Origin of the sequence: Nocardioides sp. (genome assembly GCF_031422975.1) — a bacterium.
Lineage (GTDB): Bacteria > Actinomycetota > Actinomycetes > Propionibacteriales > Nocardioidaceae > Nocardioides.
In genome coordinates this window covers 1-14075 of sequence record NZ_JANPEO010000179.1, presented here as the reverse complement: position 1 = coordinate 14075, position 14075 = coordinate 1, and the positions used below count along the sequence as shown (strand labels likewise).

13 protein-coding genes, 1 tRNA gene and 1 pseudogene are annotated in these 14075 nt (G+C 69.5%); 12 read left to right on the top strand and 3 right to left on the bottom strand.

Translation table 11 applies throughout. The features are described 5' to 3' along the window. A pseudogene (locus tag RMO85_RS05715) lies at window positions 1-787 on the bottom strand (pyruvate dehydrogenase (acetyl-transferring), homodimeric type); the annotation flags it as partial. A 243-nt stretch (window positions 788-1030) separates the two neighbouring features. Between RMO85_RS05715 and RMO85_RS05710 the strand changes: the two are divergent. From RMO85_RS05710 to RMO85_RS05690, 5 genes are all read left to right on the top strand, one after another. Next, window positions 1031-1450, top strand: a complete 420-nt coding sequence (locus tag RMO85_RS05710; RefSeq protein ID WP_310527239.1) for a DUF3052 domain-containing protein — start codon at window positions 1031-1033, stop codon at window positions 1448-1450. A gap of 37 nt (window positions 1451-1487) precedes the next feature. After that, window positions 1488-3104, top strand: a complete 1617-nt coding sequence (locus RMO85_RS05705) for an AMP-binding protein (RefSeq protein ID WP_310527238.1) — start codon at window positions 1488-1490, stop codon at window positions 3102-3104. Next, window positions 3101-3565: a peroxiredoxin gene (locus RMO85_RS05700; RefSeq protein ID WP_310527236.1), complete on the top strand. Its 465-nt coding sequence runs from the start codon at window positions 3101-3103 to the stop codon at window positions 3563-3565. The genes RMO85_RS05705 and RMO85_RS05700 overlap by 4 nt, the downstream gene beginning before the upstream one ends. A gap of 138 nt (window positions 3566-3703) precedes the next feature. After that, a tRNA-Val gene (locus RMO85_RS05695) sits at window positions 3704-3775 on the top strand. A 55-nt stretch (window positions 3776-3830) separates the two neighbouring features. Continuing rightward, complete coding sequence (locus tag RMO85_RS05690) at window positions 3831-5363, top strand: AMP-binding protein (RefSeq protein WP_310527232.1); 1533 nt, start codon at window positions 3831-3833, stop codon at window positions 5361-5363. A gap of 44 nt (window positions 5364-5407) precedes the next feature. On the opposite strand, the gene RMO85_RS05685 is transcribed toward RMO85_RS05690, so the two are convergent. Next, a complete protein-coding gene (locus tag RMO85_RS05685) occupies window positions 5408-6367 on the bottom strand; it encodes a hypothetical protein (protein WP_310527231.1) in 960 nt (319 codons plus the stop codon). 201 nt (window positions 6368-6568) lie between these two features. On the opposite strand from RMO85_RS05685, the gene RMO85_RS05680 reads away from it, so the two are divergent. Further along, window positions 6569-7690, top strand: a complete 1122-nt coding sequence (locus RMO85_RS05680; RefSeq protein ID WP_310527229.1) for a Nif3-like dinuclear metal center hexameric protein — start codon at window positions 6569-6571, stop codon at window positions 7688-7690. A gap of 58 nt (window positions 7691-7748) precedes the next feature. Further along, the gene (locus tag RMO85_RS05675) at window positions 7749-8492 is read left to right on the top strand and encodes a C4-type zinc ribbon domain-containing protein (RefSeq protein ID WP_310527223.1); all 744 of its coding nucleotides are present in this window, start codon (window positions 7749-7751) and stop codon (window positions 8490-8492) included. Between the two features lie 8 nt (window positions 8493-8500). Here RMO85_RS05675 and yaaA read toward each other — a convergent pair whose 3' ends face one another. Continuing rightward, a complete protein-coding gene (yaaA, locus tag RMO85_RS05670; protein WP_310527221.1) occupies window positions 8501-9274 on the bottom strand; it encodes a peroxide stress protein YaaA in 774 nt (257 codons plus the stop codon). 52 nt (window positions 9275-9326) lie between these two features. Between yaaA and RMO85_RS05665 the strand changes: the two genes are divergently transcribed. The 5 genes from RMO85_RS05665 to RMO85_RS05645 all read left to right on the top strand — a co-directional run. Further along, window positions 9327-10778, top strand: coding sequence for an RNB domain-containing ribonuclease (locus RMO85_RS05665; protein WP_310527218.1), 1452 nt, complete (start codon window positions 9327-9329; stop codon window positions 10776-10778). Between the two features lie 88 nt (window positions 10779-10866). After that, window positions 10867-11253: a hypothetical protein gene (locus RMO85_RS05660; RefSeq protein ID WP_310527217.1), complete on the top strand. Its 387-nt coding sequence runs from the start codon at window positions 10867-10869 to the stop codon at window positions 11251-11253. A 48-nt stretch (window positions 11254-11301) separates the two neighbouring features. Then, a complete protein-coding gene (locus tag RMO85_RS05655) occupies window positions 11302-12588 on the top strand; it encodes a histidine kinase (RefSeq protein ID WP_310527216.1) in 1287 nt (428 codons plus the stop codon). Further along, on the top strand, window positions 12585-13208 hold the full coding sequence (locus tag RMO85_RS05650; RefSeq protein ID WP_310527215.1) for a response regulator transcription factor: 624 nt from the start codon (window positions 12585-12587) through the stop codon (window positions 13206-13208). The genes RMO85_RS05655 and RMO85_RS05650 overlap by 4 nt, the downstream gene beginning before the upstream one ends. Before the next feature lie 200 nt (window positions 13209-13408). Then, window positions 13409-14075, top strand: a 667-nt coding sequence (locus tag RMO85_RS05645; protein ID WP_310527213.1) for an amino acid permease, incomplete at its 3' end; no start/stop codon positions are given.

Below are 14075 nucleotides of genomic sequence, written 5' to 3'. Positions count from 1 at the left end.
GCTCCTCGCGGGCAGCGTTGCGGATCGCGCCCAGCGATTCGGGCTCAGCCATCTCGCCGTCGCCCATGAAGGCCCAGACACGCTGCTGCGAGGTGTCCTTGATCTTGCGGTTGTGCATGTAGCGGTTGAACCGGGCCTGGTAGATCGAGTTGATGCCGGTGAGGCCCATCGAGACGGTGGGGAACTCCCAGAAGTCCGGCATCAGACGGGGGTGCGGGTACGACGGCAGGCCGGCGCCGACGCCGTGCTGGACCTCCTGGCGGAAGCGATACAGCTGCTCCTGGCTCAGTCGGCCCTCGAGGAAGGCGCGGGCGTAGATGCCCGGCGAGCCGTGGCCCTGGATGTAGAGCTGGTCGCCACCACCGGGGTGGTCCTTGCCGCGGAAGAAGTGGTTGAAGCCGACCTCGTAGAGGCTGGCGGAGGACTGGTACGTCGCAATGTGCCCGCCGACCTCGAGTCCCTTGCGGTTGGCGCTCGAGACCATGACCGCGGCATTCCACCGGATGAAGGCGCGGATGCGGCGCTCGATGTCCTCGTCCCCGGGGAACCACGGCTCGCGCTCGGGCGGGATGGTGTTGATGTAGTCGGTGCTGCGCAGGGCCGGCACGCCGACCTGCTTCTCACGCGCACGCTCCAGGAGACGAAGCATGACGTAGCGCGCGCGCTCGCGTCCGCGGTCGTCGAGCATGGCGTCGAAGGAGTCGATCCACTCCATGGTCTCGTCGGGATCGATGTCGGGCAGCTGCGTCGGCAGGCCCTCATGGATCACGGCTCGCGCGGTGGGCACGGGAGCAGCTGCGGGGGGCTGGATGGCGTTGGCCTCATCACTCACCGGAGCATCGTGTCACGCAACCGGGCCCGACAAAATCTACTGACGAGTTGCACACGTGAGGCGCCAGCACGCGGGACGGGCTTGCGTCGATCCGGCAACTCCGGTGGACTACCCACACTTCCGCGATAGTGGAGTATGTATGGAAGCCGTGCGCAGGTGCGGTCCCTCAACGAATGGAGGCGTGGCGTGAGCTCGACGATGGGTGGCGGAGCTACCCAGGCAACAGGTGCCGCAGAGCGGCTGGGCATGACGCCCGGCATGGTCATCCAGGAACTCGGCTGGGACAACGACACCGACGACGAGCTCAGGGTCGCGATCGAGGACGCCATCGATGCGGACATGGTCGACGGTGACTACGGAAACGTCGTGGACGTCGTTCTCCTCTGGTGGCGCGAGGACGACGGCGATCTCGTCGACGGCCTCGTCGACTCGCTGACGGACCTCGTGGGTGGTGGCGCCATCTGGCTGCTCACGCCCAAGATCGGGCGACCCAACTCGGTGGACGCAGCAGACATCGCCGAGGCGGCCCCGGTGGCGGGACTCGCGCAGACGACGACGGCTGCGGTCAGCAAGGACTGGCAGGCCACCCGACTGGTCACGCCGAAGACCCCTGCGTGACGCGCCTCGTGTCGCACCACGCCTCGGAACCATCCCCATGAGCAAGCTGAGCGACGCCGCGGCCAACGTGTCCACGACCTTGAAGGTGCTGGGGGGTTCCGGCATCATCCGGCCCTACGGCCCACGCGCCCTGGCGGGGCTGGGCAGCACCGTGCTCCGTTGGGGCACGGGTCCCGCTGGCGGCTTCATCACCCTCGCCGTCAGGCACCCCGACCGGATCGGCCTCATCGATGATCTCGGCGAGCTCACCTTCTCCGAGCTGCACGGACGCAGCAACGCGCTCGCCCGCGGCCTCGCCGAGCTGGGCGTGACCGAGGGCGACTCGGTCGCGGTGATGTGCCGCAACCACCGGGGCTTCGTCGACGCCACGATCGCGGTGGCCAAGCTGGGCGCGGACATCCTCTACCTCAACACCGCCTTCGCCGGACCACAGCTGGTGGACGTGATCGCGCGCGAGAAGCCGGCCGTCGTCGTCCACGACGAGGAGTTCACCGAGGTGCTCGGCGACGCACGGGTCGCCCAGCGGGTGATCGGTTGGAGCGACGGGGCCGATCACGCGGGACTCGCCACCCTCGAGTCGCTCATCGCCACCCATGACCACGCGGACGTCGTACCCCCCACCCGGCACGCCCGCATCGTGATCCTGACGTCGGGGACCACGGGCGCGCCGAAGGGGGCGCCCCGCCGCGAAGCCGGGATCTCGGCCGCCGTGTCCCTGCTGTCGAGGATGCCGCTGCACTTCGGATGGCGCACGCACATCGCGGCGCCGCTGTTCCACACCTGGGGCTTTGCCCACTTCGCCCTCGCCATGCTGCTCGGCTCGACCGTCGTGCTGCGGCGCCGCTTCGATCCTGAGGACGTGCTGCGCGTCGTCGAGGACAACCGGTGCGAGTCGCTGGTCGTCATCCCGGTGATGCTCCAACGCATCCTGGCCCTCGACGAGGCCGTGCTGTCGCGCTACTCGCTGCCCACCGTGAAGGTGGTCGCCTCGTCGGGCTCGGCGCTGCCGGGGGAGCTCGCGCTCAGCTGGATGGATCGCTTCGGCGACAACCTCTACAACATCTACGGCTCGACCGAGGTGGCGTGGGCGACGATCGCGACACCCGAGGATCTGCGCGCGGCGCCCACCTCGGCCGGCAAGCCTCCGCACAACACCATCGTGCGCCTGTTCGACGACGCAGATCAGCCCGTTTCCACGGGTGGCACCGGCCGCATCTTCGTGGGCAACAGCCTGCTCTTCGAGGGCTACACCGGCGGTGGCTCCAAGACCATGATCAACGGCCTGATGTCGAGTGGCGACGTGGGCCGCTTCGACGCGCACGGTCGCCTCTACGTCGAAGGGCGCGATGACGAGATGATCGTCTCCGGCGGCGAGAACGTCTTTCCCAAGGAGGTCGAGGACTGCCTGGTCGGCCATGCGTCGGTCGTCGAGGCGGCCGCGGTCGGCATTGACGACGCGGAGTTCGGAGCGCGCCTTCGGGCCTTCGTCTCGGTCCGCGACGAGGTCACCGAGGACGAGCTCAAGGACCACGTGAAGGCCAACCTGGCGCGGTACAAGGTGCCCAAGGAGATCGTCTTCATCCCCGAGCTCCCCCGCAATGCCACCGGCAAGATCCTCAAGCGGGAGCTCACGTCGTGGGAGGAGCAGGCGTGACGGGCCTCCAGCTGGGGGGAGCCGCGCCCGACTTCACGCTGCGTGACCAGTTCGGGCAGGACGTCACGCTCAGCAGCTACCGCGGCACCAAGGCCGTGGTGATCTTGTTCTATCCCTTCGCCTTCTCCGGTGTGTGCACCGGTGAGATGGCGGGCATCCGAGAGCGCCTCGACGAGTTCTTGACCTTCGACACCGAGGTGCTGGCGATCTCCTGCGACCCGGTCTACTCGTTGCGGGCCTTCGCCGACGCCGAGGGTCTCAACTTCGCGTTGTTGTCGGACTTCTGGCCCCACGGCGAGGTGGCGAAGGCGTTCGAGGTGTTCGACGACGTCAAGGGCACGGCGCGGCGGTCGTCGTACATCATCGATCGCGAGGGGATGCTGGCCTGGGCGGTGCACAACGCCAACCCGGAAGGGCGCGACCTCGACGAGCACCTGGCGCAGCTGAGGGCACTGGTCTGATCCAGTGGCGAGAAATTCCCCAAGGATTCTCGAAAATCGCTGACAAGTCCCAGATCGTCGTCGTAATCTTCGAAGTGTTGAACCGCTGGTGACCCGAGACGCCGGCGGTTCAACTCATTTCATAGGGTGTTGCCCTGCGCGTCGGTAGCTCAGCGGTAGAGCACTCGGTTTACACCCGAGCGGTCGGCGGTTCGAAACCGTCCCGACGCACCCAGACTCCGGCTGCGGTCCGGACCCGGCTGGTGAGCCGTGCCAGAGTGGGTCCATGTTCGTCCCCTTCTCAGTGACCGACTTCCTTGACCGAGCGCGTGCCGTCTACGGCCAGCGGGTGGGGGTGGTCGACGAACCGGACCAGCCCGCCCCCTCCCTGGGAGACCTGACCTACGCGGAGATCGCGGCGCTGGCCAGACGCCAGGCGGCCAAGCTCGATCAGCTGGGTCTCGAGGTCGGCGACCGCGTCGCCGTCGTCTCCCACAACAGCGCCCGCCTGCTGACGTCGTTCTTCGGCGTCTCAGGCTCTGGGCGCGTGCTGGTGCCGGTGAACTTCCGGCTGCGCCCCGACGAGGTCTCCTACATCATCGAGCATTCGGGCGCTCGGGTGCTGTACGTCGATCCCGAGCTCGAGGAGGCCCTGGCGGGCGTCACCGCCGAGCACAAGTTCGTGCTCGGCAACGACGACGACCTGTATGCCGCCGAGGGCGTCGAGCCCCGTGAGTGGCAGCCCGACGAGTCCGCGACGGCCTGCATCAACTACACCTCAGGGACCACGGCCCGGCCCAAGGGCGTGCAGATCACGCACCGCAACATCTGGGTCAACGCGGTGACGTTCGCCATGCACGCAGCGGTGACCGATCGCGACGTCTACCTGCACACGCTGCCGATGTTCCACGCCAACGGCTGGGGAATGCCCTTCGCCATGACCGGGCTGGGTGTCCCGCAGGTGGTGCTGCGCAAGGTCGATGGCGCGGAGATCCTGCGTCGGGTCGAGAAGTACGGCGTCACCGTCATGTGCGCCGCGCCGGCCGTGGTGGCCTCGGTGCTGGAAGCGGCGGCCGACTGGGACGGGGAGGTCCCGGGCCGGGACACGGTGCGGATCATCTGCGCGGGCGCCCCGCCGCCGACCAGGACGATCGTGCGCGTCCAGGAGGAGCTCGGCTGGGAGTTCATCCAGATCTACGGCCTCACCGAGACCTCGCCGCTGCTCACGTTCAACCGCACGCGCGCGGAATGGGACGACCTCTCGGCGGAGGAGCGGGCGGGCAAGCTCGTGCGGGCGGGCGCCCCGGCCCTCGGCGTACGCCTCACGACCGATGCCGAGGGCGAGGTGCTGGCGAGGTCCAACGTCGTGCTCGAGGGCTACTGGGAGCAGCCGGAGGAGTCGGCCACGGCGTTGGCCGACGACTGGTTCCACACCGGGGACGGCGGTGTGATCGGCGCCGACGGCTATCTCACGATCAGCGACCGCAAGAAGGACGTGATCATCACCGGGGGCGAGAACGTGTCCTCGATCGAGGTCGAGGACGTGCTGTTCTCACACCCGGCCGTGGCGGAGGTGGCCGTGATCGGGGTGCCCAGTGAGAAGTGGGGCGAGACCATCAAGGCGCTCGTCGTGCTGGCGCCCGGGGAGCATGCCGACCAGGCCGAGCTGATCGCGTGGTGCAAGGACAAGGCGGCCGGCTACAAGGCGCCGACCTCGATCGAGTTCCGCGACGAGCTGGCGCGTACGGCGACCGGGAAGCTGCAGAAGTTCAAGCTCCGCCAGCCCTACTGGGACGGACAGGGCCGACAGGTCAACTGAGCGCCTCCCTGCTCCGCTTCGGGCGGTGACCCAGCAACCGTTCGTCACGACGCAGACGGTTGCTGACCCACCGCTCGACGACGGCCCAACAGTTTCCTGATCGGACGAAACAGTGCCGTCCACGCAGACCCGAGGTCGGGAGGCGGCCCGCCGTAGCCCCGAGCGACCAGCACGCGGTGAACCTCGTCCACGACTCGCCTGGGGCGAGACAGCTTCTCCTTGGTGACCTGCACATAAGCGTGGCCGCTGTTGCGCACTGCCGCGTAGCGCTCGACGTCTGAGGTGTACTGGTCACGGTCCTCCTGGTGTTGGGAGCCTTCGTACTCGACGATCACGCAGTGATTCTCGAAGACGAGGTCGCCGATCACCACCCGACCGTCCAGGACCAGCCGCAGGTTGACCGCGGGGCGGGGGAGCCCGGCCCAGGTGAGGATGGCCCGCGTCTCGGACTCCTTGAGCGAGAGCGCGCCGGCGTCGAGGTGAGGCAGCATCGCCCGGGTCTCCGAGACGCCGTCACGCCACGGTGCCGCGTCGCACAACTCTGCGATCTCCGTCAGCGAGGCGTGGCCCTGGTTGAGGAGCCAGTCGCCGACCTTGATCGCGTCGATGACTCGCGCGTGCGTGCAGTAGGAGATGAAGGCAGCCGCGGGAGTGACACTCCCTTCAGCAACGGGTGCCAGCTTGACCGTCCGGTGCAGCACGATGCCGGGCGGCGCCAGATGGAGATCGCCTTCGACGACGAAGTGCAGGTCGTCGGACTTGACGAAGTCGAGGCCGAGCAGATGGAGCCGCGAGATCCCGGTCAGGGCTGCCTGCTCGGGCAGCGCCAGCCGGGCAGCCGCGACGCGCATCGCAAAGGTCATGACGAGGTCCCGGTGCCGCCATACCTCCGGGTGGATGCGGACGAATCTCTGGCCCTGGAGCATGCGCGAACTGACACCCTGCTTCCGCGCATCGGCTCGGGTGAAGGGCGCGCACCTGAGTGCCTCGGGGATCGGCTTCATGCGCGCGAGACAACGCCAACGCGTGGCATTCTGCAGGTGCTGCGGCGCGTGACTGTGGATGACCGGCGCGTCGAAGTACGCCGGATGCCCCTGTGGACACTCCGCGGCGGTGACTCAGCAACCGAACGTGACGGGTCAGTCGGTGGCTCAGTCACCGCCCGGGCAACGGATGTGAGAGTCGAGGCTGGCTAGATTGACGCCATGCCCACGCTCGCTGACGTCGTCGATCTGCTGCACTCCTGGTATCCGCCGTCGACGGCTGACGTGTGGGACGCGGTGGGCCTCGTCGCCGGCCACCCGCAGGACCATGTCTCCAAGGTGATGTTTGCCGTCGACCCGACTCTCGAGGTCGCTCAGGAGGCGGTCGAGTGGGGCGCCGATCTGCTCGTCGTGCACCACCCGCTGTTCCTCAGCGCTGTCCACGGGGTCGCGGTGACAACGCCGAAGGGGAGGACCCTGCACACGCTGATGCAGGGGGGCTGTGCGCTGCTCACGGCGCACACCAACGCGGACCAGGCCGTCGACGGGGTGTCCGAGGCGCTGGCCCGCGCGCTCGGTCTGCGCGACCTGACGCCGATCCGGCCCGCAGCGGGAACGCCGCTCGACAAGGTCGTCACGTTCGTTCCGCGCGAGCACGCCGAGTCGGTGCGCGCCGCGCTCGCGGCGGCTGGTGCCGGCGCCATCGGCGACTACGACTCGTGCACCTTCTCCACTCCGGGCGAGGGCCGCTTCCGGCCGCTCGACGGCGCCGCTCCGGTGATCGGGGACGTCGGCTCGTTGGAGGTCGTGCTCGAGACACGGGTGGAGACGGTGCTGCCGCGGTCCCGCCGCGCCGACGTCGTGCGTGCACTCCTGGCCGCACATCCCTACGAGGAGGCGGCGTTCGACGTCATCGAGCTCGCCCAGACGGGGACGTCGCCCACCGGCACCGGCCGCATCGGCACCGTGCCTGAGATGTCGCTGCGCGACTTCGCCGCACAGGTCGCGACCGCTCTACCTTCGACGGCGCAGGGGGTGCGGGTCGCGGGCGACCCGGATCGGGTCGTACGCCGGGTGGCGGTCTGCGGAGGGGCGGGTGACTTCCTCCTCGACGAACTGGCGTCGTCGGCCGACGTGGACGCCTATGTGACCAGCGACCTGAGGCACCATCGCGCAGGTGAGTTCGTCGAGTTCGGTGGCCCGGGGCTGGTCGACGTGGCGCACTGGGCGGCCGAGTGGACCTGGTTGCCGGTGGTGGAGGCGAAGCTCCGCGCCGTGATGGGCGATACGGTGGGCACTCGCGTCAGCACGCGATGCACAGATCCCTGGCAGTTCCGTGTCTGATCACCCCCTGTCTGATCACCCCCTGTCTGATGAAGCCTGACCCGAGGAGCCCCACGTCTTGAAGGCCGACCCGTCCGCCCAGCAGCAGCTCCTCGCGGTGCAGGAGCTCGACTCGCAAGCCGACCTCTTGCGCCATCAGCGCGCCTCCCTGGCCGAGATCGTGCGCATCACCGAGCTGGAGACCGGTCGCGGTGACGTCGACGACCGGCTGCGCGACGCACGGATCGTGGTCGAGGACCTCACGGTCGAGCAGAAGAAGGCCGATGCCGACGTGGAGCAGGTCAAGGTGCGGCGCACCCGCGACCGCGACCGCATGGACCAGGGGCTGATCTCCAACCCCAAGGACCTCGAGCGCATGCAGCACGAGCTGGAGTCGCTGGAGCGCCGGATCGGCTCGCTGGAGGACACCGAGCTCGAGATCATGGAGCAGCTCGAAGAGGCACAGCGCACGGCGGACACGCTCGCCGCGCAGCTGGCCGAGACCGATGACCAGATCGCCGAGCTGGCGGCTGTCCGCGACGCCAGGTGGGTCGAGATCGACGCCTCGCTGGCCGAGTCCGAGGTGGCCCGGGCGGCCGCGATCGAGGGTCTGCCCGAGGACCTGCTGGCGCTCTACGAGCGACTGCGGGTCCACAAGGGCGGCGTCGGTGCGGCTGCCCTGCGCGCACGCCAGTGCGGCGGTTGTCAGCTCACCATCGACGCCGCCGAGCTCGGGGTCATCCGCGCGGCTGCCGCCGACCAGGTCGTCCGGTGCGAGGAGTGCCAGCGAATTCTGGTCCGCACGCCGGAGTCCGGGCTCTGAGCTGAGGCTCAGACCTCGCGCACGACCACGTCGAGCTGGGTCCCTCGCGGTGTCGTCTCGCCGAGCTCCGTCTGCCAGCCGAGGTCGCCGAGAGCCTGGGCCAGTGCCCGGGGCGTGCGCGGGTTCGCACCGTTCTCCAGCAGGTCGCGGACGATCCGCCCCTTCGTGGCCTTGTTGAAGTGGCTCACCACCTTGCGCACTCCCGAGACCTCGTGGAGCACTCGCACGGTCGCCACCCGGATCGGGCTGGTCGGCGGAGGTCGCCAGAAGGCGGCGTACATCGTCGAGCGCAGGTCCACCAGCAGGCCGGCGCCGACTGCCTCCTCCACGGCCTGACCCAGGGACTCGCGCCACAGGCCGGCGACCGGGCCCAGCCCGGGGAGCGAGACGTCGCCGGAGAGTCGGTAGGCAGGGATGCGGTCCGCCGGACGGACGAGGCCGAAGACCGAGCTCGTGATCGCGACCCGGCTGGTGGCCCGGCGCCTGGCCGCGCTCGGGAGTGTGTCGAAGCCCAGGGCGTCGTAGAGGACACCGGTGTAGACGGCGTCGGCGCGTGCGGTCGGGGCCGTGCGGAGGCGGGCGTTGAGAGCGACGAGATCAGCCTGCGTGGCCCCCAGGCCGAGGACCGCAGCCGCGTCGGGTCGGGTGGCGAGGCCGATCAGGGCATCGATGACGCGCTCTCGCGTGGCAGCGAGCCCTGGTGCCGACAGGCTGCCCGGATCGAGCGGGCGGCCGCGCAGGGGAGCGGACTTGCCCTCACTGGGCGGCAGCAGGATCAGCACGCGCGCAAGAGTATGGGTCGGACTCGCAGCGCCGTTTGGCTAGGGTGCGGTCATGGCCAGCTCCCGCGTGATCACCGTCCGCCCCACCGACTCCGGGGCCGTGTCCAGCGGCACCCTCCGCACGGGCATCGACGTCATCCAGGCCGAGATGAAGGTGTCCGCGGAGTTTCCCGCGGACGTCGAGAAGGCGGCCGCCGAGGCGGCCGCGAACCCGCGGCTCCCGGACCTCGACCTGACCGATCTGCCGTTCGTGACCCTCGACCCGGAGTCGGCCATGGACCTCGACCAGGCGATGTACCTCGAGCGCGCCGCAGACGGCTTCGTGGTGCACTACGCGATCGCCGACCTGTCGGCGTTCATCACGCCCGGGGACCCGATCGACGTCGAGGCCAACCGCCGCGGCGAGACGCTCTACGGCGCCGACTCCAAGGTGCCGTTGCACCCGAAGGCGATCTCGGAGGCAGCGGGCTCGCTGCTGCCGGACCAGGTCCGGCCGGCGCTTGTGTGGCGCATCAACGTCGACTCGTCCGGTGAGGGCACTGACGTGACCCTCGAGCGGGCGCTGGTGAAGTCGCGCGCCAAGCTGTCGTACGCCGCAGTGCAGGCCGACCTCGACGCCGGCACCGCTGACGAGATGTTCACGATCCTGCGCGAGCTCGGCGAGCTCCGCCTGGCCCGCGAGGCAGCCCGCGGCGGCGTCTCGCTGCCGTTGCCGGAACAGGAGATCGTCGACGAGGAAGGCAAGTGGCGCCTTGAGTTCCGCACGATGCTGCCCGTCGAGGGCTGGAACGCTCAGATCTCGCTGCTGACCGGGTTTGCCGCCGCGTCGCTCATGGTCTACGCCCGCGTCGGACTGCTCCGCACCCTGCCTCCGGTGGACCCCCGCGACATCCAGCGACTGCACCGCACGGCCCGGGCGCTGAAGATCGAGTGGCCCGCCGAAGTGCTGTATCCCGACTTCATCCGCTCCCTCGACGCCTCGTTGGCCAACCACGCGGCGATGGTGGTCGCCTGCACGCGGCTGCTGCGGGGCAGCGGCTACGTCGGCTTCAACGGCGAGCTGCCCGAGCAGGCCCAGCACTCGGCGCTCGCCTCGGAGTACGCCCATGTCACGGCGCCGTTGCGCCGCCTCGTCGACCGCTACGCCCTCGAGATCTGCGTTGCCCTCTGCGCCGGCGAGGACGTGCCCGACTGGGTGCTGACCAGGCTCGACGACCTGCCCGACACGATGCGCGAGTCCGGCCGTCGCGCCAACCAGTACGAGAACGCCGTCCTCAACCTGGTCGAGGCCGCCGTCCTGGCGCCGCGGCTGGGGGAGTCGTTCCCGGGAGTCATCGTGGAGGCCGACGAGAGGGACGACCGTCGCGGCGAGGTGACGATCTCGGATCCGGCCATCGAGGCGGTGGTCTCCGGCTCCGGTCCCCTGCCGGTCGGGCAGGACGTGACCGTGAAGCTCACCACTGCCGACGTGGCGTCGCGGAAGGTGGCGTTCACGCTCGAGTGACAACCGTGTGGTCGTAGTACCACCGGACGATGGCGCACGGCCCGCGACAGACCCGATGCTGGAACCTCTCGCACCTGAGGGGGGAATCGTGAAGTTCGTGTTCATCCGCCTGGCCGCCGCGCTCGTGGCGGTCACCGCAGCGCCCGTCGTGTTCGTCGGCACCGCCCATGCCGACGACGACGATGTCGAACGCAGGGGGAGCTGCGGCAACGCCATGTCGTGGAAGGTGAAGGCCAAGCCCGACGACGGCCGCATCCAGGTCGAGGCCGAGATCGACAGCAACCGGAGCGGTCAGCGGTGGGGCTGGGTGCTCAGCCACAATGGCAGCTTCTCGGCCCTGGGCACGTCGTGGACCAGTGGCCCCAGCGGGTCCTGGGAAGTGAAGCGCTCGACTGTCGACGCTCCGGGCACGGACACGTTCCGGTTCCGGGCCACCCACCGCCGAGCCGTGTGTGTCGCCATCGTCAGCTACTGAACCCGTGGTGCCTCCCGACGCGCGCGCTCGCCTCGTACTGTGGCCACCATGCCCGGACGTCCATGGCTCGTGCTCAAGAGCCCGATGGTGCTCTTCCTCGCCGTGGGGATGCTGGCGCTGGTCGCCATCGTCGTGGGCGCCCGAGTGCTGACCACCCGGGCCGCCAACGACGAGGCACTCATGGACGCAGGCGCGACGACCCGCCTGCTCGCCCGCTCGGTCGCCGAGCCGGCGATCCCGCCCGGGCTGGCGGACGGCAAGCCCGGCGCGGTGGACCGTTTCGACCGGATTGCCCTGGAGCGGTTGCTCGTCGGCGACGTGCGCCGGATCAAGATGTGGGCGGCCGACGGCACGATCGTCTACTCCGACGACGTGCGACTGATCGGCGAGACCTTCTCGCTTGACGACGAGGAGCTGGAGATCCTCAACCATGGGGGGTCGGACGCAGAGGTGTCCGAGCTCGAGAACCCGGAGAACCGTTACGAGCGGGGCGGGCCTGAGCTGGTCGAGGTCTATACGCAGGTGGTCACGCCCGAGGGGCAGCCACTGCTGTTCGAGGCCTACTTCACGCTGGCACGCATCCGGGCGCGCCAGTCCCAGGTCATCGCGCCGTTCCAGCAGATCACGCTGGGGGCGCTCGCGCTGGTCGTCGGGGTCGCCACCGCGCTGCTGTGGGTGCTGACGGGCCGGGTACGGCGTACGGCAGCCGACCGCGAACGGTTGTTGCGGAGCTCGGCGAGCGTATCGGCGTCGGAACGACGCCGGATCGCGCGCGACCTCCACGACGGCGTCGTGCAGGACCTGGCCGGCTCCGCGTTCACGATCGCCGCGCTGGCCCGCGAGGTCGACGGCCCGATCCGCGACTCCCTGCTCGACACGTCCCAGTCGCTGCGGCGCGGCCTGCGCGCACTTCGCTCCCTGCTCGTGGAGATCCACCCACCGGACCTCAACGCTGCCACGCTCCCCGCAGCCCTGGAGGACCTGTGCGCACCCGCCGCCGCAGCTGGCGTGCAGGTCGTCGTTGACGTGGCGGCGCTGGAGCAGCTGCGCCAGGAGGACGCCGAACTGGTCTGGCGGGTCGCGCAGGAGGCGGTGCGCAACACCCTGCGCCACGCTCGGGCGGCCACGATGACGCTCGACCTGCGTCGCGTCGGCAGGTCGCTCGTGCTGAGCGTGACCGACGACGGCGTGGGCTTCGACCCCGCCGCAGTCAGCGGCGCGGCACACTACGGTCTACGGGGCCTCGAGAGCCTCGTCCGCGACCAGGGTGGAGTGTTGACGATCACCTCGGTGCCGGGCAACGGGACCACGATCCGACTGGAGACGCGCGCATGACGATCAAGGTGGTGCTGGTCGATGACCACGCGGTCATGCGCAGCGGCCTGGCGAAGTTGCTCTCGAGTGAGGTTGACATCGACGTCGTCGGCACGGCTGCCGATGGGGACGCGGCCCTCGAGGTCGTACGCCGCACGCATCCCGACGTCGTGCTGATGGACTTGCAGATGCCCGGCACCGACGGCGTGACCGCAACCCGGCAGATCGTCGAGGAGGGCGGCACCGACGTGCTCGTGCTCACGTCCTTCTCCGACGCGGACCGGATCGTCGCCGCGCTGGACGCTGGAGCCGTGGGCTACCTGCTCAAGGACGCCGACCCCGAGGACGTCATCGAGGGAGTGCGCGCGGTCAGCCGCGGCGAGTCGCCACTGCATCCTCGGGCAGCTCGGCAGTTGCTCGGGGCGCGCCACTCGACCCCGAGCGACGTGGAGCTCACCCCGCGCGAGACCGAGGTGCTCGCACTGGTGCGAAGCGGACTGCCCAACAAGCAGATCGCCCGCCGACTCGGCATCTCGGAGCGAACGGTGAAGGCGCACCTGACCTCCGTGTTCGCCCGGATCGGCGTCTCGGACCGCACCCAGGCGGCCCTGTGGGCCGAGCGCCGTGGACTCGGGGACTGACGGGAGGGTTGTCCCTGCCCCCGTACGGGCCGTACGAGGTGAACGACACGGGCTGAGCAAGGCTGAGGGGCGCCCTGCATGCCTCGGCATGGATGACCTTCTTCGCCTGCCGCGGGACGTTCGACCCTGATCGTGGAGGGGGCGCGGCTGGTTGCGTGATGAGCCTGGACGGAGCGCCCGCCTCCGCCGAAGGAGATGTCATGTCGCACGTGCAGGACCGGACGGCGACGACGCCGGCAGACCAGGCGGCGCGACTGGGGCTTCCCCAGTCGACCGCGCTGGTCATGGGCAGCATCATCGGCGTGGGGATCTTCAGTCTTCCCTACGCGATCGCGTCGTACGGGCCGATCAGCCTGGCCGCGATGGGGATCGCCACGGTGGGCGCGATCGCCCTGGCGATGATGTTCGCCGTCATGTCCCGACGGCTCCCCGCAGACGGTGGGCCGTACGCGTATGCCCGCGCGGCCTTCGGCAACGGCCTCGGGTTCAGCAACGCCTGGTCCTACTGGATCACCGCCTGGGCCGGCAACGCGGCGATCGCCGTGGGCTGGGTCTACTACGTCGAGACCTTCGTCAACGAGGGAGGCCGTGTCGGTTGGTCGATCCTGATCGCCCTGGTGGGCCTCTGGGTCCCGGCCGCGGTCAACCTCACGGGTGTCCGCAACATGGGTGTCTTCCAGCTCTGGACCACCGTGCTCAAGTTCATCCCGCTAGCGCTGATGTCCACCATCGGACTGTTCTTCATCTCGTCGGCCAACTTCACGCCGTGGAACACCAGCGGCGACAGCAGCCTGTCCGCCATCGGCGGGGCGATGGCCATCTGCCTCTTCAGCTATCTCGGCGTGGAGACCGCGTCGGTCGCCGCGG

Excerpts from the sequence above, each read along its gene's own strand:
- RMO85_RS05710 (WP_310527239.1), top strand. The coding sequence starts at position 1,031 with ATGGGTGGCGGAGCTACCCAGGCAACAGGTGCCGCAGAGCGGCTGGGC.
- RMO85_RS05705 (WP_310527238.1), top strand. The coding sequence starts at position 1,488 with ATGAGCAAGCTGAGCGACGCCGCGGCCAACGTGTCCACGACCTTGAAG.
- RMO85_RS05690 (WP_310527232.1), top strand. The coding sequence starts at position 3,831 with ATGTTCGTCCCCTTCTCAGTGACCGACTTCCTTGACCGAGCGCGTGCC.
- RMO85_RS05685 (WP_310527231.1), bottom strand. The coding sequence starts at position 6,367 with ATGAAGCCGATCCCCGAGGCACTCAGGTGCGCGCCCTTCACCCGAGCC.
- RMO85_RS05680 (WP_310527229.1), top strand. The coding sequence starts at position 6,569 with ATGCCCACGCTCGCTGACGTCGTCGATCTGCTGCACTCCTGGTATCCG.
- RMO85_RS05665 (WP_310527218.1), top strand. The coding sequence starts at position 9,327 with ATGGCCAGCTCCCGCGTGATCACCGTCCGCCCCACCGACTCCGGGGCC.
- RMO85_RS05655 (WP_310527216.1), top strand. The coding sequence starts at position 11,302 with ATGCCCGGACGTCCATGGCTCGTGCTCAAGAGCCCGATGGTGCTCTTC.
- RMO85_RS05650 (WP_310527215.1), top strand. The coding sequence starts at position 12,585 with ATGACGATCAAGGTGGTGCTGGTCGATGACCACGCGGTCATGCGCAGC.